This is a genomic window from Actinomycetospora sp. CA-084318 (assembly GCF_050955885.1).
In the GTDB taxonomy this organism is placed as follows: domain Bacteria; phylum Actinomycetota; class Actinomycetes; order Mycobacteriales; family Pseudonocardiaceae; genus Actinomycetospora.
The window spans coordinates 85,615-107,440 of the sequence record NZ_CP192098.1 but is presented as its reverse complement, the minus strand read 5'-3'; the positions used below and the strand labels follow the sequence as shown (position 1 = coordinate 107,440).

Sequence of the window (21,826 nt, the reverse complement as noted above, 5' to 3'; positions counted from 1 at the left end):
GGGGCCACCCGAGCCACCGGACCACCTGCCGAGGAGTGCACCCACATGGACGTAACCGACGTCGCCGCCATCGTCACCGGAGGGGCGTCCGGTCTGGGCGGGGCGACCGTCCGGCGACTGGCCGCCGACGGCGCCCACGTCATCGCGATCGACCTGCCGCAGGCGATCGACCGCGCCGAGAAGCTGGAGCGCGTCGACTACATCCCGGCCGACGTCACCGACGGCGACCAGGTCCAGGCCGCCGTCGACGCGGCCGTCGGCACCGGCCTGCCGCTGCGCGTCGTGGTGAACTGCGCCGGCATCGGCACCGCCGGTCGGGTGCTGTCGAAGAAGGGCCCGCACGACCTCGGGGTGTTCTCCACGGTCGTCGGCGTCAACCTGATCGGCACCTTCAACGTGATGCGCCTCGCCTCGGCCGCCATCGCGCAGACCGAGCCGCTCGAGCACAACGCGCGCGGCGTCGTCGTCAACACCGCCTCGATCGCCGCCTTCGAGGGCCAGATCGGCCAGATCGCCTACGCGGCGTCGAAGGGCGGCGTCGTCGGCATGACGGTGCCGGCCGCCCGTGACCTCGCCCAGTACGGCATCCGGGTCATGACGATCGCCCCCGGCATCGTCGACACCCCGATGCTCGCGGGCGTCGAGGAGTCCTTCCGCGCGGACCTGGCGAAGGGTGTGCCGTTCCCGCAGCGGCTCGGCGACCCGACGGAGTACGCGGCGCTCGTCGGCATGATCGTCGGGCACGACTACCTCAACGGCGAGGTCATCCGCATGGACGGGGCGCTGCGCATGCAGCCGCGCTGACCCGCTCGGCCGGCGCTCCCGGCTCCCCGGGGTCGGGCCGCAGGTCGTCGAGGTGCGGGACCGCCAGCACCGCGTCCGAGGTCATCCACGTCCGCAGGGCGTGGGTGGCCCGGACGTCGTCCTCGTTGTAGATCAGCAGCCGGTCGCGCATCGCGGGCTCCGGCGGCTCGCCGTCGAGACCCACCGCCCGCCGGTACCAGCGCATCGAGTTCTCGCCGCCGGCCTCCGGGTCCCGCCACCCGAACCCCGCCGACGGCGCCACCCGCTTGAGCCCCTTGCCGTGCGGACACAGGAACGAGGTGCTCACGGCCGGGAACAGGTCGATCCACTCGTCGGAGGCGATGAACGCCTCGACCTCGGCCGCCGCGGGGATGCCCGGCTCGCCCGCGAAGCGCTCCACCGACCCGCGCAGCCAGCGGTTCTCGGCCTGCTCGTTGTAGCAGTAGGAGCGGAACGACAGGCCCCGCTCGGCCGCCCGCCGCCGCACGTCGGTCAACCAGGCCCAGAACGCCGCGAACGAGCGCGCCTCGTCCCGCGTGGGCACCGGGTCCCACGTGGCGAAGCCGCGGTAGCCGTGATCGAGCCCGACGTCGACCCCGGAGAGCAGGACGCCCCACAGGTAGGCGCCGTCCTCTCCCAGGCTCTCCATGTCCACGTCCACCTCGACGGCGCCCCGCGGGACCTCCGGCCGGTGCACCCGCCGCACCAGCGGCACGTCCGCCCGCCAGGCACGGGCCAGGGCCACCGCCTCGCGCAGGTCGGCCGTCAGCTCGCCGCCCACCGGCTCGTCGCCGTCCCCGACGGGCGCGGGCAGCCCCTGCCGCGGGTCGAGCGCCGCCAGACCGCGCACCGTGGTGATCCCGCGGCCGCGCAGCCGGAGCGCGTCCTCCCCGCGGACGACGAGGCTCACGTCGTCGGCGCGGCGCAGCTCGGACTCGCACACCGGCCACCACGGGCAGCGCCGGCACTCGGTGATGCGGGACGGCTCGGCGAGCGCCGGACCGCCGGACCGGGCGGCGGCGGCCACGGCCAGTCGGTCGGCGAAGCGCCGGTCGTAGGTGTCGAGGGGGCTGCGGCCCGCCTCCTGCCCGGGCCCGGCCGCGAGGTCGATCCACACCACGCAGTCGGCGTCCAGCCCCACCACGCCACCCCAGGCCCGGCGCGCCCCCAGGCCGGCGGCGGCGAGCATCCGGTGCAGGTGGGCGAGCCGCAGGAGGTCCCGGGACACGGCGCGGACCTTGCGGTCGGGGTCGACCGTCAACGACGACGGGTGCGGCCGGCCCAGCGGGGAGGTGAGCGCGCCGGCGCCCGGGTCGGTGACGCGGTGGCGCACGACGATCACCGGATACCACCCGGCGTCGTCGCCCCCGGCGCGGACGAGCAGCTCGGCGTGCCCGCGGCGACCCTCGCCCGGCGGGAGCTCGGCGGCCCCGACCGCCAGCACCCCGGGCTCGGCGAGCAGGGCGCGGGTGGCCTCCACCCGCTCGGAGCGCCGACCGTCGGGCACGCGGCGGTAGCCGTCCCCGAGCTCGGCGGCGAAGCGCGCGGCGAGCTGGGCGCGGTGCTCCGCGGCGTCCGCGACCCGCATCTCCACCCCGGGGTCGGGCTCGGGCAGCACGATCTGGCCCGCGCCCTCCACCCCGGTGGCCCCCATCGCGCGGCCGGCGGCCGGATCGTGCTCCAGGTGCACCCGCCGGCGGCACCGCGTGGTGACCGCGGCGTCGAGCAGCACCGCGCCCGGAGCCGGCACCGACCCGTCGTCGGGAATGCTGCTGCTCATGGCCGTCAGGGTGCCACGGACCCCCGACGGTCTCCGTGTCACCGCCCACGGTGGGGGCACCACCGTTAGGGTCCGGCCCCGGGTGGGGAACCGTCCCCCCGAGGAGATCGTCCCGGGCCCGCCCGGGGCCACGGCGGGGAGGAACCCGATGGCACGGCGCACCAGTCACACGGTCCGGCTCGGCGGCGACAGCGGCGCCGACGACGGCGTGGTCATCTGGTCCCGCAGGGCCGCGAAGCACGCCGCGAAGGCCGAGAAGCAGGCCGGTCGCGCCGCGAAGGCGGACCAGAAGGCCGCGGAGAAGCGCGCCGAGGTGGCCGAGGTGGAGGCACGCCGCGCCCAGGAGACCCCCGAGGACACCCACCTCACCGGGGCCACGGTGAAGCGCTGGATCGGCATCGCGCGCATCGTCGTGCCGATCGCCGCGCCGCTGGTCTACCAGGCCGTCGGCGCCGCGCGGTCCCGCATCGACGAGCAGCGGGCCCGCCGCTTCGGGGTGGCCCCCGACGAGCTGTCGTCGTTCTCCGGCCGCGGCACCGGGCTCTACGCCCGCGCGCACAACCTCGCCACCTCCGTGCGCGAGATCGAGCGGCGCCGCGAGGGCGACGCGGACGTCCGCGCCTTCGCCCGCGACGCCCGCGACCGGCTCTCCGACCTCGAGGCGGCGGTCCGCTCCGCGGAGCAGATGCCGACCGCCCGACGGCGCCGCGCCCACGTCGCCGTGTCCGAGGAACTCGATCGGCTCGAGGCGCGCCTGCTCGAACTGTGGGGCCTCGACCGGACCGCGCAGCTCCCCACCGGCGAGCGCTGAGGCACCCGGCGGGTCGGCAGAACCTGCAACGGCCCGCTCCCGGACACCGCCCAGCCGGGTGGATCTCAACAGATCACGGCACGTCACGATCCGGCCTCGGACCGTTCACCCTGACGGGGCGTCACGGCCCTGACCAGGCACGTTCGCGCCGACGTCGCAACGTTGTCGACCGTGCGTGACCAGGTTGCTCCGTTGTCGGCGTGACCAATCAACTAGAAAGAACCAACTTCCGGGTGACAACCCGATGGCTGTCCCCTTAATCTCTCGGCGGTCGTTGCCAGACAGACAACGACCGTTGTCCCTCGCGCTCCCGGCGTCAGGGGAGCCGAGAGGGGGACCCAGAGTGAGCCCGCGAGCCCCGCGCCGTCCGTCCGGCCCCACCTCGACCGGCCCGACCGTGACCGCCGCGGACCCCGACCGGACCGACGGCACCGACTCCGCCGACCCCTCCGACGACGAGCGGCCCGCCCGCGGCGGCCTCGAGGGCGGCCAGGTGCACCGTGCGCTCGCGATCCTCGAGCTGCTCGGCGACCCGGAGTCGCGCGGCCTCGGGGGCCCGGTCGGCGGCGCGGACGTGCCGACCTCCTTCGGCGTCGTCGAGATCGCCCGCACCCTCGGCCGGGACAAGTCGCAGATCTCCCGGCTGCTCCGCCTGCTCGCCGACGCGGGCTTCGTCGAGCGCGAGGCCGGCACGCTGCGCTACCGCATCGGCACCCGGTTGTTCTCCCTGGGGGTGCGCGCGGTGAGCCGCCGGTTGCGCGACGAGGCCGACGCCCTCGTCGAGCGCGAGGCCGCCCTGCTCGGTGAGCGCGTCGAGGTCTGTGTGCGCAGCGGCGGCTCGTCGATGACGGTCGCCACCGCCGCCCCGGACAGCGAGCTGCGCGCCATCGGCTGGGTCGGCCGGATCGTGCCCCTGTCCTGCACCGCCACCGGCCGCGCCCTGCTGTTCGACCTCGACACCCCGGCCGTCGCCCGTCTGATCGTCCCCGAGGGCCTCGCGCAGGCCGGTCCCGGCGCACCGCGGTCGCTGGACGAGCTCGTCGCGCGGATCGGCGAGGACCGCGAGCGCGGGTACTCGCTCGCCCGCCACGAGATGGACCGCGGGCTGCTCGCCGTGGGCGCCCCGGTGCGCGACGCCGCCGGCGGGGTCGTGGCCGCGGTCGGCGTGGCCGGGCCGGACTCGCGGATCGACCCGGTGCTGCCCGAGGTGAGCGCGGGCGTGCTGCGGGCCGCCGCCGATCTCTCCCGCGCCCTCGGCGCCTCGTTGCCGCCCCCGGCGACGGGTCCTCCCCGACCACCCCGGCAGCGCCGCCCCCCGACCGCCCAGCCCGTTCCTCCGACCAGAAAGGAAGGAGTGTCGTGAACGTCTTCCAGTACTTCTCGGCGAACAGCCAGCAGATCCTGTTCCTGACCCAGGCGCATTTCCTCTTCGTGCTCTACTGCGTCGTCATCGGCTCCGTGATCAGCATCGCCCTCGGTCTGATCGTCTCCACCGGCGAGCCGAACCCCACCCGGTTCAGCTTCGACTGGTGGGCCACCGGCATCCGTGAGGGCTCGCTGCTCATCACCGCGGCCGTCCTGACGATCCCGTCCCTGGCGCTGTTCGTGCTCTTCCTGCCCATCACCGGGCTGGGCGTCACCACCGCCATCCTCGTGCTGACCGTGTACACGCTCTACACGGTCCTGCGGAACACCGTGGCGGGCCTGCGCTCGGTGGACCGCGCGATCCTCGAGTCCGCCCGCGGACTCGGCTACGGCCGCGTCCGCCGGCTCCTGACGATCCAGCTGCCGCTGGCCTGGCCGGTCATCCTCAACGGCATCCGCGTCACCACGCTGATCTCGATCTCGATCGCCGTAGTCGCGTCCATCGTGCAGGGGCCGGGCCTCGGCCAGCTGCTCCTCACCGGCATCACCCGCATCGGCGCGGCGAACGCCTTCCCGCAGGTCCTCATCGGCACGTTCATGTGCCTCGTGGTGGCCGCGGTCTTCGAGATCTTCTTCGCCATCGTGCAGCGCCTGACCATCCCGAGGGGGATCCGTGTCTGAGACCGAGAACATGATCGTCCTGGAAGCCGTGGAGAAGGTCTACCCGGGCTCCACCTCCCCGGCCGTCGAGCGCCTCGACATGACGATCCCGCGCGGCGAGATCGTCATGCTCATCGGCCCCTCGGGCTGCGGCAAGACGACGACCCTGAAGATGATGAACCGGCTGATCGAGCCCACCTCGGGCCGGATCATCCTCGACGGCGACGACGTCACCGACGTCAACGGCGACCAGCTGCGCCGCAAGATCGGCTACGTCATCCAGCAGGGCGGGCTCTTCCCGCACTACTCGATCGCCGACAACATCGGCGTCGTCCCGAAGATGCTCGGCTGGGACAAGAACCGGATCAAGGAGCGGGCCGACGAACTGCTCCACCTCGTGGGCCTGGAGCCGTCGACCTACCGCGACCGTTACCCGCGGCAGCTCTCCGGCGGCCAGCAGCAGCGTGTCGGCGTCGCCCGCGCCCTCGCCGCGGACCCGCCCGTGATGCTCATGGACGAGCCGTTCGGCGCGATCGACCCGATCACCCGTGACCGCCTCCAGGACGAGTTCCTCGAGATCCAGCGCACGGTCGGCAAGACGATCTGCTTCGTCACGCACGACCTGCAGGAGGCCGTGAAGCTCGGCGACCGGATCGCCGTGTTCGGCACCGGTGGTCGCCTGGCGCAGTACGACAGCCCCGACACCGTGCTCACCAACCCGGCGGACGACTTCGTGTCCGACTTCGTCGGTGGCGGCGCGGCCGTGCGGCGCCTGTCCCTGCTGGAGCTCTCCCGCCTCGAGCTGCACCCGATCGAGACCGAGGAGAAGGCCGTCGGCAACCGCAACGGCACCCCGGTCGCGGAGGTCGACGGTGCGGGTCGTCCGGTGTCCTGGCGGCACCTGCCCGACCGGGACGCCGCGGGGACGACCCTCGTGACGGTGCCGCTCTCGGGCACGGTCTACGACGCGGTCGACGTCATGCTCGACGGCTCGACCCACCTGGTCGCGGTCGTCGACGAGGAGGGCCTGCCCAAGGGCGTCCTGCACTGGAACGACCTCGTGGCGGGCCTCAAGACGCGGGAGCGTGGCGCGTGACGGCGGTCGACCTGCAGCCGGGCGTCCCCACCCCGGCCCAGCAGCGCACCGAGGGGGAGTCGCGCGGCTTCCTCGGCGTGATCAAGGCGAACTACGACCTGCTGGTCGCGCCGATCATCGTCATCATCGGCCTGATCGTCATGGTCGCCTACGTCGGCAGCCAGACCCTGGACACGATCGAGGAGCGGGCTCTCGAGCCGGCCAACGTGTTCGGTCAGCTCGGCCAGCACCTGCTGCTGACGGTCTACTCGACCGTGCTCGTGCTGATCATCGCCGTGCCGCTCGGCATCCTGCTGAGCCGGCCGAGCGCGCGGAGGGTGCAGGGCGCGGTGCTCGCGCTGGGCGGCTTCGCCCAGGCGCTGCCGCCGTTCGGCGTCCTGCTGCTGCTCGGGTTCTGGGAGTTCGGCGTCCGCAGTGCGGTCATCGGCCTCACCCTCGCGGCACTGCTCCCGGTGCTGCGCAACACCGTGGTCGGCCTCCAGCAGGTCGACCAGTCGCTGATCGAGGCGGCCCGCGGCATGGGGATGTCCGCGCGCCAGACCCTCTTCAGCGTCGAGATCCCCCTCGCGGTCCCGGTCATCGTGGCCGGTCTGCGGGTGGCGCTCGTCCTGAACGTCGGCACGGCCACCCTGGCCACCTACATCGGCGCCGGCGGTCTGGGCGAGCTCGTGCAGCAGGCGCTGCGGCTCAACCGCATCAACCTGCTGTTCGTCAGCGGCGCGATCATCGCCGCGGTCGCTCTCCTCGTCGACTGGCTGGCCGGTGTCGCCGAGCGAGCCATCGTCGCCCGGTCCGGCTAACGGCCGGACAGCACGATCCGAACGTCAACGATCAGTCATCGAGTGAAGGAGACACGTCCAGTGCAGTGGAAGCTTCGGGGCGGCACGGGCCGCCTGCGCGGATGGCGGGCCGGCGCGGTGACGCTGGCCGCCACCGCCCTCCTCGCCGCGGGCTGCGGCGGTCTGTCCGGAAGCGGTCAGCCGGCCGCGACCGGTGGCAGCCTCTCGGCCAGCGGCATCAACCTGCAGGGCCAGACCCTCACGGTCGGCGGCAAGGACTTCGACGAGCAGCTCTTCCTGTGCCAGGCGCAGGTCCTCGCGCTGCAGTCGGTCGGTGCCACCGTCAACAACCGTTGTGGCATCCAGGGCTCGGCGGCCACGCGCGCCGCGCTGACCAGCGGCCAGATCGACATGTACTGGTCGTACACGGGCACCGGCTGGATCACCGACCTCAAGCAGTCGCAGGTCATCAAGGACTCGCGTCAGCAGTACGAGGCGACGGCCAACCTCGACAAGCAGCAGAACAACATCATCTGGACGGAGCCGACCCCGTTCAACAACACGTACGCCATCGCCACCACGAAGGCGTTCGCGGACCAGAACAACATCCGCACGACGACGGACTGGGCCAACTTCATCAACTCCGGCAACCCGAACGCCACGCTTTGCGTGGAGCCCGAGTTCGCCGGCCGTGACGACGGCCTCCCGAACCTGCTGCGCACCTACGGTGTCACCAAGCCGTACAACGCGCCGCCGGCCGTCACCACGCTCGACACCGGCGTCGTCTACCAGGCGACCGCCAACGGCAACCCCTGCAAGTTCGGCGAGGTGTTCACCACCGACGGCCGCATCCCGGGTCTGAACCTGGTCGCGCTGCCCGACGACAAGAACTTCTTCCCGATCTACAACGCGTCCAACACCATCCGCGGTGACGTGGTGGCGCGGGCGCCGGGCGTCGTCCAGGTCTCGAACGAGATCGCCAAGCGCCTGGACTACAACACGATGCTGAGCCTGAACGGTCAGATCTCCTCGCAGGGGCAGGACCCCACGCAGGTGGCTCGGACCTGGCTCCAGCAGCAGGGTCTGATCGGCCAGTCGTAGGGGCCGTGTGATCGAGGGCGGGGAGGTCCGGTGCGCCGGGCCTCCCCGCCGTCGTCGCAGTCGTCGCTGTCGTGTCCGTCATCGAGAGGCCGGGGGGCGGGTCGATGCACCGAGGCGTGCTGGTCGTGCTGGTCGCACTGCTGGCCTCGGCCCTGCTCGCCGGCTGCGCCTCCGCGCCGGGCCGGGTGACCCCGCCGGGCAGCTTCGCCCGGGACGTCGACCTCACCGGCCAGACCTACGTCGTCGGCTCCAAGGAGTTCGACGAGCAGCTCCTGCTCTGCCGCATGACCATCGCCCTGCTGCAGTCCGCCGGCGCCACCGTCGTCGAGCGCTGCGACACCAAGGGCTCGGAGAACGTCCGGTCGGCGCTGACCACCGGCGCGATCGACATGTACTGGGAGTACACCGGCACCGCCTGGCGGACCTACCTGCGCCAGGAGGCCCAGCTCACCGACCCGCGCGATCTCTACGAGGCCGTCCAGGTCGCCGACGCCGCCAACGGCGTGAGCTGGCTGCGGCAGGCGCCCTTCGACAACACCTACGCCATCGGCGTCACCTCGGCGAACGCGCAGCGCCTGGGGGTGCGGACGATCTCCGACCTCGCGCAGCTGGCCCGGTCCGGGTCCCCCGACGCGACCCTGTGCATCGACCAGGAGTTCACCGGCCGCGAGGACGGCCTCGTCGGGCTGCTGCGCGCGTACGACTTCCAGTTCCCCGACGGCGGCCTGAACACCGTCGAGATCAACGCCGTCTATCCCGCCGTCGCCGCCGGGCAGCCCTGCGTGTTCGGCGAGGTCTTCGCCACCGACGGGCGCCTCAACACCCTGCGGATCAACACGCTGGCCGACGACCGCGACTACTTCCTGCCCTACCAGGCCGCGCTCACCGTGCGGACCGACGTCCTCACCCGCGCCCCCCGCCTGGCCCTGCTCGGCGAACGGCTCGCGCCGATGCTCACCGACCAGGTGATGCGCGAGCTGAACGCGCGCATCTCGGTCGGCAAGCGCTCCCCCGACGACGTCGCACGCACGTTCCTGCGCGAGCAGGGGCTCATCGGCTGACCCGGACGCGGTTGCGATGATGCGCGGGTGCGAGCCCTCGTCGTCCTCGCCCTCCTGGTCGCGTTCCTGACGGCGGGTTGCGGCAACACCCCGCTGCGCTCGCCCGACGCGGACGGCGGGCTGCTGGCCCGGCACGACCTGCGGGGTGGCAGCTACGTCGTCGGCGGCGGACCCACCACCGAGCTGCGGCTGCTGTGCCAGCTCACGATCGCCGGAGTGCAGGCCGCCTCCGGCGAGGCCGCCGACGAGTGCGGCAAGGACGGCGGGGTCGACGTGCACGCCCCGGCGGAGCTGACCGACGTCGACACCGGGTGGGCCTCGCTCCGCACGCTCGGCCCGGACGGCGTGCCGGACCCGACCGGTGACCCGGTCGTCCCCGCCCCCGACCTCCCCGCGATCCGCGCCGCGGACGCCGCCCGCGGGATCGTCTGGCTGCCGCCGACCGCGTTCACCGACACCGACGTCGTCGTCGCCCGCGGGCCCGGACCGATCGGGGCGCTCGCCGGCACCGCACCCTGTGCCGCGCCGGGCTCCGTCCCGGGTACCACGACGGCACCGGGCACGGCCGCGCTGAGCGCGGCCTACGGTCTCGCCCCGCCCGTCGTCGTGCCGGACGTGAACGCGGTGCTCGCGGACGTGGCGACCGGCCGGTGCGCGGCCGGCCTCGTCCCCGGATCGTCGGGCCGCGTCCCGGCGCTCGGCCTGGCCGTGCGCGACGACGACCGGCGGGTGCTCGACGACGGCCCACCCGGCTCCCGCGGGTACGCCCCGATGCTGCGCGCGGGCGTCCTCGCCGGTCGTCCCGCCCTCGCCGACCTCCTCGGGGAGATCACGACGCGGCTGGACGGGCCGGCGATGCGCGGGATGGTGCGGGAGGTCGAGGTCGACGGCCGCGACCCCCGGGACGTGGCCCGGCGCTGGCTGATCGCGCAGGGCCTGATCGCCGCGGGTTAGCTCGCGGGCAGGCCGTCGTCGCCGTGCACCGACGGGCCGGTGGCGCCGCCGAGGTCGTCGACCGCGGTCCCGAGCGGCTCGGTGCCGTTGATCAGCTCGAGGGTCCGTCCGACGGTGGCCGGCGCCTCGAGCAGGGCGATGAGCGTGGCCGCCACGTCGGCGCGGGTCACCTCCTCGTGCCCGACCGGCTCCTCGGCCAGCCGGACGCGCCCGGTGGCGGGCCCGTCGGTGAGCACACCGGGTCGCAGGATCGTGACGTCCAGGTCGTCGCGGTCGCGGACGCCCTGCTCCGCTTCCCCCTTGGCCCGCAGGTACGCGCCCCACACCGAGTCGTCCTCGGCCTCCGACGGCGGGTTCGCGGCGCCCATCGAGGAGACCTGCAGGTAGCGCCGCACCCCGGCCCGCGCCGCGGCGTCGGCGACCAGCAGGGCAGCGTCCCGGTCCACCGTGCGTTTGCGCTCGGCCCCGCTGTTCGGGCCGGCCCCCGCGGCGAACACGACCGCGTCCGCGCCGGTGAGGTCCTTCGCGAGCTCGTCGGCGGTGACGGCCTCCAGGTCGACCTGCACCGGCTCGGCGCCGGCCGCCCGGACCTCGTCGGCATGGTCCGGGTTGCGGATCAGGGCGACCGCGGTGTCACCCCGCTCGGTGAGCTGCTCGGCGAGCAGCAGGGCGATCTTCCCGTGGCCTCCGGCGATCACGACGCGCATGGCGTCGGCCTACCCGGAGGGCCGCCCGGTCACGCCAATGTCCGATTCGTTCGTTTCGGCTATCGGTGGAATCCCCGCTCTTGCACACAACCGAAACCTCTCGTGTGATGGAGGCCGCTGCGCGAGGAGCGACGGAGCCCACACCACCGACGGGTTTCCGGTCTCCGCCGCGCCTCCCACCACCGTCGCTTGGAGGACTCTGCCGTGAAGGCCGTGCGGGTGCACTCGTACCAGCAGGACCCGTCGCTCGACGACATCGCCGAGCCGAAGCTCCAGGGCCCGCTCGACGTCATCGTCAAGGTCGGCGGGGCCGGGGTGTGCCGTACCGACCTGCACATCATCAACGGGGACTGGAAGGACATCCAGAACCCGGCACTCCCGTACGTCATCGGCCACGAGAACGCGGGGTGGGTCGCCGAGGTCGGCGACGCGGTGACCAACGTGGCCGTGGGGGACACCGTGATCCTCCACCCGCAGCCCTCGTGCGGGCTCTGCCTGGCGTGCCGCGCCGGCCGCGACATGCAGTGCACCGGCGACGCGTTCTTCCCCGGCCTGTCCGACAACGACGGCGGGATGGCCGAGTACCTGCGGACCACCGCCCGGGCCTGCGTCAAGCTCGACCCCTCGACGAACCCGGCGGACGTCGCGGCGCTGGCCGACGCCGGGATCACCGCCTACCACGCCGTGCGCAAGGCCGTGCCCTACCTCTACCCGGGCACCACCGCCGTCGTGCAGGGCGCGGGCGGGCTCGGCCACATCGGCATCCAGTCGCTCGCGGCGCTCACCGCGACGAAGATCATCGTCGTCGACAAGAACCCGGCGGCGCTCGAGCTCGCGAAGACCATCGGTGCCGACGAGACCGTCGTCGCGGACGGCAACCACGTGCAGGCCGTGCAGGACCTCACCGGCGGCGGCGCCACCGTGGTGTTCGACTTCGTCGCCGAGCAGGGCGCCGAGCTCGACGCCTGGGCGATGACCGGACCCGCGGGCTACTGCTTCGTGCTCGGCTACGGCGGCGAGTTCCGCGCGCCGACGCTGGACTTCGTCGCCGGCGAGAAGAACGTCATCGGCAACATCGTCGGGACCTACAACGACCTCGCGGAACTGATGGTCCTCGCGCAGGCCGGGAAGGTCACCCTGCACACCGTCCAGTACCGCCTCGACCAGGCCCTGGACGCCCTGCACGACCTCGACGCGGGCAAGGTCCGCGGCCGGGCGATCCTCGTCCCCTAGTCCTTCGGCTCTCCACCACCACCACATGGGCGTGGTCCCGCCATGCCCGAAGGAGGAATCCCATGTACGAGAAGAACGGCGAGAAGTACTTCGTCGTCGACTCCCACATGCACTACTGGGACGCGTCCCCGGAGAACTGGGTGCCGGGCGCCGAGCAGTACGCCAAGGGTTGGATCGAGTGCTTCCACGCGTACCAGTCCCTCGGCCCGGCCGAGACCCACTGGTCGATCGAGCACTTCCAGAAGTACTCCGAGGCCGACCTCATGAAGGATCTCTTCGAGGACGGCCACGTCGACGTCGCCATCGCGCAGCCGACGTACCTCAAGGAGTGGTACACGGAGGGCTTCAACACCACCGAGCGCAACGGTCAGCTGCTGCGCAACCACCCCGACAAGTTCCGCCTCAACACGCGCTTCGACCCGCGTGACGGCGAGGCCGGGATGCGCGAGTTCGAGCGCAACGTCGAGGAGTGGAAGCCGCTCGGCGCGAAGCTCTACACCGCGGAGTGGAACGGCGACTCGCGCGGCTTCAAGCTCTCCGACCCGGAGTGCTACAAGTTCCTGGAGCGCGCGCAGGAGCTCGGGATCCGCAACATCCACATCCACAAGGGCCCGACGATCTGGCCGCTCGACAAGGACGCCTTCGACGTCTCCGACGTCGACAAGGCCGCCACCACGTTCCAGGGCCTGAACTTCATCGTCGAGCACGTGGGCCTGCCGCGCATCGAGGACTTCTGCTTCATGGCGACGCAGGAGCCCAACGTCTACGCCGGCCTCTCGGTCGTGCTCGGCGGCCTCATGCACGCCCGCCCGCGCTTCTTCGCCAAGGTCATGGGCGAGCTGCTGTTCTGGGTCGGCGAGGACAAGATGACCTTCGGCTCCGACTACGCCATCTGGGAGCCCAAGTGGCAGGTCGAGGGCCTCGTGGACTGGGACTACCCCGAGGGCCACGACTACGACGACTACCCGCGCCTGGGCGTCGACGGCAAGAAGAAGATCCTCGGCCTCAACGCCGCCAAGCTCTACGACATCCCGGTGCCCGCCGAGCTGCAGCTCTCCGGTGACTCGCCGGCCGCGCAGGACGACGCGGAGCTGGTCAACCGGGAGGTGGCCCAGGCATGACGGTGCTCTCCGACACCCGGGTCCTCGGCTCCAACAGCAACGACGCCGCGGCTGCGTCCTCGCTGGGGACGACGGCCCGGGTGTGGGAGGCGCTGCGTGCGGTGCGCGACCCCGAGCTCGACACCGACGTGGTCTCGTTGGACTTCGTCGCGTCCGTCGAGGTCTCGGACACCGGTGTCGCGCACGTCTCGCTGCGCCTGCCCACCTACTTCTGTGCCCCGAACTTCGCGTTCCTCATGGTCGCCGACGCCCACGACGTGGTCTCGGCGGCCGAGGGGGTCTCGCGGGCCGACGTGGTCCTGATCGACCACTTCGCCTCCGACGCCATCAACACCGGCGTGGCCGCCCGGGCGGGCTTCGTGTCCTCCATGGCGGGCACGGAGGTCGGTGAGGCGGTCGCCGAGCTCGACGAGCTGCGGCGCACCTTCACCGAGCGGGCCCTGATGGCCGGCACCGACCTCGTCGTCCGGCCGCTCATGCGGCAGGGCGCGACCCCGGAGCAGGTCGCCGCGATGACCCTGGGCGAGGTCCCGCCGTCCGACGACCTGCGCCGGCTGCGCGCGCGTCGTCGGGAACTGGGGATCCCGTCCGAGGACACCGACCCGCTGGTGGTCGACCCGACCGGCCGCACCGTCGGGGTGGACGCCCTGCCGCTGCACCTGCGCAAGGCGCGCAGCTACCAGGTCGGCGTGGACGCCAACACCAGCATCTGCCGCGGCCAGCTCGCGGCGCGGTACGGGGTCTGACCCGGCCCTCTCTTTCCGAGCGAAAGGCACTCTCGCGCACATAGATGTTGCGAGGGTGCCGTTCGTTCATTCCGGGGCGGTGGCGAACGGCGGCAGGGACTGCGACGCCGGGACCACGATGAGGTGGGGCACAGGCCGTGACGCAGCGAGCCGGTAATGGGCCCACAGTTCCTCCAGGACCACGGCCGGTTCGGTCCGGAGGCGTCGCGGACGATGGTGGGCGACCACGACACCGGCGCTGATCATGGCTGCCCGCCGACGAGCCGTGTCGTCCTCCTCCACCGGATGGAACTCCATCGAGTCCTGCTCCCACGCCATGCCGACCTCGACGATGTAGCCGTCGGGGCGGGCGAGGAAGCGTCCGTCCGGCAGGCGCAGGGTCGGGTTCCACAGCATCGGTGGGAGTCCGCTCCGGGCGTGGAGGTCGCGGCCCCAGCCCTCGGCGGCCGACCGGATGCCCTCGGCGATCTCCTCGAGCACCTCCCGCACGAGGCCCGAGCCCCGTTGGTTGCCCGTGCGGAGTTCGGCCTGCAGCCGCTCGACGGTGGTCCTACGACGCTGGACGGCCTCGGCGAGCATCGCTCGCACCCGATCGCGGTCGGAGCAGTGGCGGGCGGCGTCGAGGACGGCCCGTTCCACCGGAGCGATCCGGAGCCCACCGCGCAGCACGGCCGGTGGAAGGTGCTGCGTGCGTTCGATCAGGACGCTCGAGGCGAAGCGCCGGCGCCGGTCCTCGGGAACGAGCAGGTGGATCGACCCGTCGTCGGGAAGGCGGTTCAGATCGTGGCGACGAGCGGCCTCGACGCCCGAGAGCACGCTCTCCGACCCGGCGTAGAGCATCGCCGCCGCGACCTGCTGCTCACGGGTGGGCGGTCCGCTCTGCAGGAGGATCACCCCGGGGAACAGGCGTCGCCAGCGACCGGAGCGGACCCGCTGCGAGATCGTGGCCGACGGCACGCCGAGCGCGACGAGGTCGGCCACGCGGGCGACGGCGAGTGGAGCGATAGCGGCGAGGTCGAACGGGTCGACGCGACTACGACGAGGCATGCGGCCACGGTCGGGCCGGGCCCGCCCGAGACGGTAACCGCGAACAGCGCTCTGGGGACCGACCTGCGGCTGTGGAGCGACAGGGAGCAGGCCACTGATCCGTCTGCGTACCCGCCGTCATGAACGAACGGCACTCTCGCAGCATCTATGCGCGCGAAAGTGCCGTTCGCTCGAAAAGCGGAGTGGTCAGCCCCAGACGTCCTGCGCGACCGAGACGACCAGCTCCAGCTTGGCCACCTCCTGGTCGTAGGACAGCGTGTTGCCCTCCACGGTCGAGGAGAAGCCGCACTGCGGGGAGAGGCAGAGCTGCTCGAGCGGCACGTACTTCGTCGCCTCCTCGATGCGGCGCTTGAGCTCGTCGGGCGACTCCAGCTCGCCGGACTTGGTGGTCACCAGGCCGAGGACGACCTGCTGGTCGCCGCGCGGCAGGTAGCGCAGGGGCGAGAAGTCGCCGGAGCGGGCGTCGTCGTACTCGCAGAAGAAGCCGTCGACCTCGAGCCCGCCGAAGACCTTCTCGGCGACATGGTCGTAGCCGCCCTCGGCCGCCCAGGAGGAGCGGTAGTTGCCGCGGCACATGTGCGTGGTGACGCGCAGGTCGGAGGGCCGGTCGCGCAGGGCCAGGTTGATCGTGTCGACGTACCGCTCGTGCATGTGGTCGGCGTCCTCGCCGCGGGCGGCCATCGACTCGCGCTGGGCCGGGTCGTTCAGGTAGGCCAGCGAGGTGTCGTCGAGCTGCAGGTAGCGGACGCCGGCCGCGTGGAGCCGGGCGACCTCGTCGCGGTAGGCGGCGGCGAGGTCGGCCCAGAACTCGTCCGGGTCGGAGTAGGGCGAGCCCTCGTGCACCGGGGCGCCGCCGAGGCGGTAGTGCAGCATCGAGGGCGAGGGGATCGTCAGCTTCGGGACGGCGGTCGTCGTGAAGGAGGCGAGCGTCTCGAAGGCCGAGCCGAAGATCGTCGTCGACAGCCCGATCCGCTGGTCGATCACCAGCGACATGGCCGCGAACGTCAGGTCCCCGGACGCGTTGCGGAAGGCCACCTCCACCGACGAGTCCTTCGAGGAGGACACCCCGTCGAGCTGGTAGAGGAAGTCCATGTGCCACGACGAGCGGCGGAACTCGCCGTCGGTGGCCGCCTGCAGGCCGACCGACTCCTGCATCGCCACGACGTCGCGGATGGCCTCGTCCTCGGCCGCGCGCAGTCCGGCGTCGTCGAGCCGCCCCTCGGCGTGCGCGCCCCGGGCCTCGAGCAGGGCCGGCGGTCGCAGGAGGCTGCCGACGTGGTCGGCGCGGAACGGAGCGAGGTCACGTGCGGACATGCGAACACCTCACCGCATCGGCGCGGTGTGATCAGCCCCGGTCCCACCTGACGGAAATCTCGTCCTCGAACGCCGACGCGGCCCGCGCCGCCGCGCCCCGGACCGCGTCCTCCATCCGCGCCCGCCGGTCGAAGATGCTGCCCGGACCACCGGCCGGCACCACCGGGACCGCGACCGAGACCGCCCCGACCAGCTCGCCCCGACCGCCGTCGGGCAGGGGCCGCCGGACCGGCGCCGCCATGCACGCCAGCCGCTCCTGGAACTCGCTGCGGTCCAGGGCGAGGTCCCGACGACGGACCTGGTCGAGTTCCCAGTCGAGCTCGTCGACGTCGAGGATCGTGCGGTGGGCGTGGCGGCGCTGGCCGTCGCGGGCGAGGACCTCGGTGAGCCGTGCGGGCGAGAGGTCGGCGAGCAGCAGCTTCCCGACGGCGGTCGCGTGCAGCGCCCCCCGCCACGCCGAGATCGTGGGTACGGGGTGGGCGGGGCAGTCGTCGACGTCCACGACGACGACGTCGGCGTCGCGGAACGCGGCGTAGAGCACCGCGGCCCCGGCCCGGGCGTGCGCCTCGCGCAGGGTCGCGCCGAGGCCGGGCGGGATCGGCAGCTGGGAGCGCAGCCGGTCGTGCAGCGCCGGCAGTTTCGGGCCGAGCCCGAATCCGCGCGCGGGCTCCAACCGGACCAGGTAGCCGTCCTCCACCAGGCTGGTGAGCAGGTGGTAGGTGGTCGAGAGGTTGTACTCCAGGCGGCGGGCGACCGCCTTGGCCGTGATCCCGTCACCCGCGTCGGCCACGACCTCGAGCACGCGCAGGGCGCGGTGCACGGAGCCGAGAGCCGCCATGGCCCCATCATTCCCCGGAGCGGCAGGTCGCAGCGGGGTTCGGAATGGTTACAGTCCCCGGGTGATCTCGAACGTCTTCACGGTCGATCCCTGGTCCGTGCACGAGCCCGAGCTCGACGTGGACCTCCTCGGCCAGACGGAGTCGCTGTTCGCGCTGGCCAACGGCCACGTCGGGATGCGCGGGAACCTCGACGAGGGCGAACCGCACCGGATGCCCGGGACGTACCTGAACTCCTTCTTCGAGTCGCGGCCGATGCCGCACGCCGAGGGCGGGTTCGGGTTCCCGGAGGAGAACCAGACGCTGGTCAACGTGCCGAACGGCAAGCTGATCCGGCTGCTGGTCGACGACGAGCCGCTCGACGTCCGGTACGGGCAGGTCCACGACCACCAGCGCACCCTCGACATGCGCAGCGGGATCCTCACCCGGCACGTCGAGTGGACCTCGCCCAACGGGCAGCGCGTCGACGTCACCTCGCAGCGGCTCGTCAGCTTCTCCCAGCGCGCGGTCGCGGCGATCTCCTACGAGGTCTCCATTCCCGACGACGCCGGCAGCGACGCCCTGCTCGTGGTCCAGTCCGAACTGTTCGCGAACGAGCAGATGCCCGAGATCACCGGTGACCCCCGCGTCGCCGCCGCGCTGACGAAGCCGCTCGCGCCGGAGCACAACTCGCACTCCACCTACGGCGCGCGGATGACGCACCAGACCAAGCGCTCGGAGCTGCGCGTCGGCGCCGCGATGGAGCACCAGGTCTTCGGCCCGGACGACGTGCAGGTGGAGAGCTCCTGCTCGAAGAACGTCGGGCGGACCACGGTGATCTGCCGGCTGAAGCCCGGGCAGTCGCTGCGGATCGTCAAGTACCTGGCCTACGGCTGGTCGAGCACCCGCTCCCAGCCCGCGATCGTCGACCAGGTCGAGGCCGCGCTCGACGCGTCGCTCTACACCGGTTGGGACGGCCTCGTCGCCGCCCAGCGGGAGTACCTGGACGCGTTCTGGGCGCGCGCCGACATCGAGATCGACGGCGACCCCCGGCTCCAGCAGGCCATCCGCTTCTCGCTCTTCCACGTGCTGCAGGCCGGGGCGCGGGCGGAGAAGCGCGCGATCGGTGCCAAGGGCCTCACCGGCCAGGGCTACGACGGCCACAGCTTCTGGGACTGCGAGACCTTCGTCCTCCCGGTCTTCGTCCACACCAACCCGCGGGTCGCGGCGGACGCCCTGCGGTGGCGGCACTCCACCCTGGACATCGCGACAGCCCACGCCGCCACCCTCGGGCTCGAGGGCGCGGCGTTCGCGTGGCGGACGATCCGCGGTGAGGAGTGCTCGGGCTACTGGCCCGCCGGCACCGCCGCGTTCCACGTGAACGCCGACATCGCCGACGCCGTCCTGCGCTACGTCTCGGCCACCGCCGACACCGACTTCGAGCGCGAGATCGGCGTCGACCTGCTGGTGGCCACCGCCCGGCTCTGGCGCTCGCTGGGCCACCACGACTCGGCGTCGAACTTCCGCATCGACGGCGTCACCGGCCCCGACGAGTACTCGTCGGTCGCGGACAACAACGTCTACACGAACCTCATGGCGCAGCGGAACCTGCGCGGCGCCGCCGACGTCTGCGTCCGCCACCCCCGCGAGGCCGAGCGACTCGGCGTGCACAGCGAGGAGATCGCGAGCTGGCGGGCCGCCGCGTCCGCCATGGTCATCCCGTACGACGAGAAGCTCGGCGTGCACCAGCAGGCGGAGGGCTTCACCTCGCACGCGTTCTGGAACTTCGAGGACACGCCCGAGGAGAACTACCCGCTGCTGCTGAACTACCCGTACTTCGACCTGTACCGCAAGCAGGTCGTCAAGCAGCCCGACCTGGTGCTCGCCATGGTCCAGTGCCCGGACGCGTTCACCCCGGAGCAGAAGGCCGCGAACTTCGCCTACTACGAGCGCATCACGGTCCGTGACTCGTCGCTCTCGCCGGGCACGCTCGCGGTCATGGCCGCGGAGACCGGTCACCTCGACCTGGCCTACGACTACCTCTGCGAGTCGGTCCAGATGGACCTCGCGGATCTGGAGAACAACGTCCGCGACGGCATCCACCTCGCGGCCACCGCCAGCTCGTGGACGGCGATCATCCAGGGCCTCGGCGGGATGCGCTCGCACAACGGGACGCTGACGTTCGCCCCGCGGCTGCCCTCCGCGGTGTCCGGGCTGCGCTTCCGGGTGCTGTGGCGGGAGCGGTCGCTGCACGTGGAGATCGGGCACGGGCAGGCGACGTACACGCTCGAGGCGCCGACGACCGGCCACGCGCCCGCCGGGATGTCGGCGACCTCCTCCGAGCCGGTCGACCTCCGCCACCACGACGAGGACTTCACCCTCCACGTCGACGAGCCCGTCACGCTCGACCTCCCGCACGCCCCGGCCACGGGGGTCGTGGAGCAGCCGGCCGGGCGCGCGCCGCTCTTCCGGCGCATGCACCAGTAGGCCGTTCCCGACGACGGCTCCGGGCCGGGTCTGTCGTCGGGTCCGGTCCGTCGACCGCGGCGACGTGCGTCAGCTGCGATGCATGTCGCCGCACTCGCGCACCGGGCCGGCCGCAAGATCCTGTTCTGCGGAGCGATGTGCTCGCTGAGCGCGCACTTCGCTCCGCGCGTCCCGATCGTGCCGGGCGGGTCAGCCGCCGGTGGCGTCCCGGTCGCCGCGGGTGAAGCCACCGGGGTTGGCGCCGCCACCGGCCGCGCCGCCGCCAGGGCTCAGCACGCCCCCGCCGGCGCCGCCGTTCGTGTCTCCGCCACCCGGGTTGGCGGTCGTCGTCGTCGTGGTCGTCACGGGCGGCGGGACCACGGTCGTCGTCACGGGCGGAGGGGCGACCGTGGTCGTCGGCGGCACCGTCGTGGTGGTGCGGCGACGGGTGGTCGTCTCCTCCTGGGTGGTGGTCGTCGTGGTGGTCTCCACCGGCGCCGGGATGGACGTCGGTGCCGGGGCGGGCACCTCGGTGGAGCCGCTGTTCAGCAGCAGGTATCCACCCACGCCCGCCGCGACCAGCAGGACCGCGACGATGGCCGCGATCAACGGACCCCGGCCCCCGCGACGCTGCTCCTCCGGCGCATACGGACCGCCGGTCATGGTGCCCGGGCCGACGACGGCGGTGCGGCCGTCGGCGCCGGGGTAGCCGTAGGGCGGGTAGCCCCCGGGCGGGGTGCCGACGCGCTGGGTGGCGCCGTACGGGTCGTACCCGGGGGGCGCGCCCTGGTTCATGGCGTACGTGGCGCCGGTCCCGGGCGGGGCCATCGGGGGACCCATCGCGTAGGTGGCGCCGGTCGTCGGGGACGGCGCGAGCACGGTCTCCGCGTCCATCCCGACCTCGCGCGAGATCGTGCGCAGCTCGCCGACGACCTGCTCGGTGGTCGGCCGCTCGGCGGGCTCGTCCCGCGTCATCGCCACCAGCAGCCCGTACAGCGCGGGCGGCAGGTCGGTGGGCACGTCCGGCGGGCGGTGCAGCCGGGCCACGGCCGCCTCGAGGGCGTTGCCGGGGTACTCGCGGCGCGCGGTGATGCACTCGAGGAGCACGAGACCGAGCGCGTAGACGTCGGAGGCCGGGCCGACCGGCTGGCCCCGGACCTGCTCGGGCGAGAGGTACGACGCGGTGCCGATGACCATGCCGGTCGCGGTGATGTTGGTGGCGTCGGCCAGGACCGCGATGCCGAAGTCGGACAGGTGGGGCCTGCCCTCGGTGTCGAGCAGCACGTTGCCGGGCTTGATGTCGCGGTGCACGACGCCGTGGCGGTGCACGTAGGTGAGCGCGTCCCCGAGCGCGGCCCCGAGCGCGACGACGTCGCCGGGGCGCAGCGGACCGGTGCGGATCCGGTCGGCGAGGGACTCCCCCTCGATGAGCTGCATGACGAAGTACGCCCGGCTGCCCTCGGCGCCGACGTCGTAGATCGTCACGAGACCGGGGTGGTTCATCCCGGCGAGCGTCTGGACCTCACGCTGCCGGCGGGACTCGTCGGCCTCCCCGACGCCGGCCGGGAAGAGCTTCACGGCGACGTCGCGGCCGAGCAGCTCGTCGCGGGCGCGGTAGACCTCCGCGGCGCCGCCCCGACCGATGAGGTCGCCGAGGGTGTACCGGCCCGCACCCACGGTGGACGGGGGTCCCGCCTCCGTCGAACTCACCGCCCGCGTGCCTCCTCGTCGTCACCGCCCACCGGGCCGGGAACCCGGCACCGACCGCGTCCGGGCACGGTGGTCGTGCCGGACGCCCGGGGTCCCATGGTGCCGTGTCCGTCCGCGAGTGGTGTCGGCACCCCGTCACTCGGGTCCCTCGCGACCCGTTGATGACCAGCGTGTGACCGATCCGTGACCGAACGTTCCCGTCGGTCGGTCTCGCTAGACTCGACGCCCGGGTCGCCGACACGTCCGGAGCCGGCGG

Annotated in this window: 19 protein-coding genes; 13 read left to right on the top strand and 6 right to left on the bottom strand. The window is 72.8% G+C overall.

Translation table 11 applies throughout. From position 1 onward, the window contains the following. Positions 1 to 45: 45 nt before the first annotated feature. Entirely contained in the window at positions 46 to 804 is a 759-nt protein-coding gene (locus ACQPYX_RS00515; protein WP_433800963.1) for an SDR family NAD(P)-dependent oxidoreductase, read from the top strand. Here ACQPYX_RS00515 and ACQPYX_RS00510 read toward each other — a convergent pair. Next, complete coding sequence (locus ACQPYX_RS00510) at positions 764 to 2,584, bottom strand: TM0106 family RecB-like putative nuclease (protein WP_433800962.1); 1,821 nt, start codon at positions 2,582 to 2,584, stop codon at positions 764 to 766. The two genes, ACQPYX_RS00515 and ACQPYX_RS00510, sit on opposite strands and share 41 nt — an antisense overlap. Positions 2,585 to 2,732: 148 nt before the next feature. Here ACQPYX_RS00510 and ACQPYX_RS00505 point away from each other — a divergent pair, with 148 nt between their 5' ends. From ACQPYX_RS00505 to ACQPYX_RS00470, 8 genes are all read left to right on the top strand, one after another. Then, positions 2,733 to 3,395 (top strand): DUF6474 family protein, encoded by a 663-nt coding sequence (locus tag ACQPYX_RS00505; protein WP_433800961.1) that lies wholly within the window; start codon positions 2,733 to 2,735, stop codon positions 3,393 to 3,395. A 343-nt stretch (positions 3,396 to 3,738) separates the two neighbouring features. Further along, a complete protein-coding gene (locus ACQPYX_RS00500; protein WP_433800960.1) occupies positions 3,739 to 4,758 on the top strand; it encodes an IclR family transcriptional regulator in 1,020 nt (339 codons plus the stop codon). Further along, positions 4,755 to 5,441 (top strand): ABC transporter permease, encoded by a 687-nt coding sequence (locus ACQPYX_RS00495; protein WP_433800959.1) that lies wholly within the window; start codon positions 4,755 to 4,757, stop codon positions 5,439 to 5,441. Before ACQPYX_RS00500 ends, ACQPYX_RS00495 begins: the two co-directional genes overlap by 4 nt. Before the next feature lie 10 nt (positions 5,442 to 5,451). After that, positions 5,452 to 6,516: an ABC transporter ATP-binding protein gene (locus ACQPYX_RS00490; RefSeq protein ID WP_433803842.1), complete on the top strand. Its 1,065-nt coding sequence runs from the start codon at positions 5,452 to 5,454 to the stop codon at positions 6,514 to 6,516. Beyond that, positions 6,513 to 7,316, top strand: coding sequence for an ABC transporter permease (locus tag ACQPYX_RS00485; RefSeq protein WP_433800958.1), 804 nt, complete (start codon positions 6,513 to 6,515; stop codon positions 7,314 to 7,316). Before ACQPYX_RS00490 ends, ACQPYX_RS00485 begins: the two co-directional genes overlap by 4 nt. A gap of 60 nt (positions 7,317 to 7,376) precedes the next feature. Then, complete coding sequence (locus ACQPYX_RS00480) at positions 7,377 to 8,396, top strand: glycine betaine ABC transporter substrate-binding protein (protein WP_433800957.1); 1,020 nt, start codon at positions 7,377 to 7,379, stop codon at positions 8,394 to 8,396. 116 nt (positions 8,397 to 8,512) lie between these two features. Next, on the top strand, positions 8,513 to 9,457 hold the full coding sequence (locus ACQPYX_RS00475) for a glycine betaine ABC transporter substrate-binding protein (RefSeq protein WP_433800956.1): 945 nt from the start codon (positions 8,513 to 8,515) through the stop codon (positions 9,455 to 9,457). A gap of 27 nt (positions 9,458 to 9,484) precedes the next feature. Continuing rightward, the gene (locus tag ACQPYX_RS00470) at positions 9,485 to 10,411 is read left to right on the top strand and encodes a glycine betaine ABC transporter substrate-binding protein (protein ID WP_433800955.1); all 927 of its coding nucleotides are present in this window, start codon (positions 9,485 to 9,487) and stop codon (positions 10,409 to 10,411) included. On the opposite strand, the gene ACQPYX_RS00465 is transcribed toward ACQPYX_RS00470, so the two are convergent. Continuing rightward, on the bottom strand, positions 10,408 to 11,118 hold the full coding sequence (locus ACQPYX_RS00465) for an SDR family oxidoreductase (protein ID WP_433800954.1): 711 nt from the start codon (positions 11,116 to 11,118) through the stop codon (positions 10,408 to 10,410). The genes ACQPYX_RS00470 and ACQPYX_RS00465 overlap by 4 nt on opposite strands. 204 nt (positions 11,119 to 11,322) lie before the next feature. Between ACQPYX_RS00465 and ACQPYX_RS00460 the strand changes: the two genes are divergently transcribed. The 3 genes from ACQPYX_RS00460 to ACQPYX_RS00450 all read left to right on the top strand — a co-directional run bounded on the left by ACQPYX_RS00460 (position 11,323) and on the right by ACQPYX_RS00450 (position 14,218). Beyond that, positions 11,323 to 12,351, top strand: a complete 1,029-nt coding sequence (locus ACQPYX_RS00460; RefSeq protein WP_433800953.1) for an NAD(P)-dependent alcohol dehydrogenase — start codon at positions 11,323 to 11,325, stop codon at positions 12,349 to 12,351. 62 nt (positions 12,352 to 12,413) lie between these two features. After that, the gene (locus tag ACQPYX_RS00455) at positions 12,414 to 13,472 is read left to right on the top strand and encodes an amidohydrolase family protein (RefSeq protein ID WP_433800952.1); all 1,059 of its coding nucleotides are present in this window, start codon (positions 12,414 to 12,416) and stop codon (positions 13,470 to 13,472) included. After that, the gene (locus ACQPYX_RS00450; RefSeq protein ID WP_433800951.1) at positions 13,469 to 14,218 is read left to right on the top strand and encodes a metal-sulfur cluster assembly factor; all 750 of its coding nucleotides are present in this window, start codon (positions 13,469 to 13,471) and stop codon (positions 14,216 to 14,218) included. Before ACQPYX_RS00455 ends, ACQPYX_RS00450 begins: the two co-directional genes overlap by 4 nt. Before the next feature lie 66 nt (positions 14,219 to 14,284). On the opposite strand, the gene ACQPYX_RS00445 is transcribed toward ACQPYX_RS00450, so the two are convergent. The 3 genes from ACQPYX_RS00445 to ACQPYX_RS00435 form a co-directional block, all read right to left on the bottom strand. After that, on the bottom strand, positions 14,285 to 15,265 hold the full coding sequence (locus ACQPYX_RS00445) for a hypothetical protein (protein WP_433800950.1): 981 nt from the start codon (positions 15,263 to 15,265) through the stop codon (positions 14,285 to 14,287). Positions 15,266 to 15,451: 186 nt separating this feature from the next. Then, positions 15,452 to 16,579, bottom strand: a complete 1,128-nt coding sequence (locus ACQPYX_RS00440) for a 5-methyltetrahydropteroyltriglutamate--homocysteine S-methyltransferase (protein WP_433800949.1) — start codon at positions 16,577 to 16,579, stop codon at positions 15,452 to 15,454. Positions 16,580 to 16,610: 31 nt separating this feature from the next. Further along, complete coding sequence (locus tag ACQPYX_RS00435) at positions 16,611 to 17,417, bottom strand: IclR family transcriptional regulator (protein ID WP_433800948.1); 807 nt, start codon at positions 17,415 to 17,417, stop codon at positions 16,611 to 16,613. Between the two features lie 61 nt (positions 17,418 to 17,478). On the opposite strand from ACQPYX_RS00435, the gene ACQPYX_RS00430 reads away from it, so the two are divergent. Next, positions 17,479 to 19,881: a glycoside hydrolase family 65 protein gene (locus ACQPYX_RS00430; RefSeq protein WP_433800947.1), complete on the top strand. Its 2,403-nt coding sequence runs from the start codon at positions 17,479 to 17,481 to the stop codon at positions 19,879 to 19,881. A gap of 189 nt (positions 19,882 to 20,070) precedes the next feature. On the opposite strand, the gene ACQPYX_RS00425 is transcribed toward ACQPYX_RS00430, so the two are convergent. Beyond that, positions 20,071 to 21,570 carry a protein kinase domain-containing protein gene (locus ACQPYX_RS00425; protein ID WP_433800946.1) on the bottom strand — a complete coding sequence of 500 codons (1,500 nt, stop codon included), beginning with the start codon at positions 21,568 to 21,570 and terminating at the stop codon, positions 20,071 to 20,073. Between the last annotated feature and the right edge of the window lie 256 nt (positions 21,571 to 21,826).

Coding starts and splice junctions, on each gene's coding strand:
- ACQPYX_RS00505 (WP_433800961.1), top strand. CDS start 2,733: ATGGCACGGCGCACCAGTCACACGGTCCGGCTCGGCGGCGACAGCGGC.
- ACQPYX_RS00450 (WP_433800951.1), top strand. CDS start 13,469: ATGACGGTGCTCTCCGACACCCGGGTCCTCGGCTCCAACAGCAACGAC.
- ACQPYX_RS00490 (WP_433803842.1), top strand. CDS start 5,452: ATGATCGTCCTGGAAGCCGTGGAGAAGGTCTACCCGGGCTCCACCTCC.
- ACQPYX_RS00455 (WP_433800952.1), top strand. CDS start 12,414: ATGTACGAGAAGAACGGCGAGAAGTACTTCGTCGTCGACTCCCACATG.
- ACQPYX_RS00440 (WP_433800949.1), bottom strand. CDS start 16,579: ATGTCCGCACGTGACCTCGCTCCGTTCCGCGCCGACCACGTCGGCAGC.
- ACQPYX_RS00510 (WP_433800962.1), bottom strand. CDS start 2,584: ATGAGCAGCAGCATTCCCGACGACGGGTCGGTGCCGGCTCCGGGCGCG.
- ACQPYX_RS00445 (WP_433800950.1), bottom strand. CDS start 15,265: ATGCCTCGTCGTAGTCGCGTCGACCCGTTCGACCTCGCCGCTATCGCT.
- ACQPYX_RS00435 (WP_433800948.1), bottom strand. CDS start 17,417: ATGGCGGCTCTCGGCTCCGTGCACCGCGCCCTGCGCGTGCTCGAGGTC.
- ACQPYX_RS00465 (WP_433800954.1), bottom strand. CDS start 11,118: ATGCGCGTCGTGATCGCCGGAGGCCACGGGAAGATCGCCCTGCTGCTC.
- ACQPYX_RS00515 (WP_433800963.1), top strand. CDS start 46: ATGGACGTAACCGACGTCGCCGCCATCGTCACCGGAGGGGCGTCCGGT.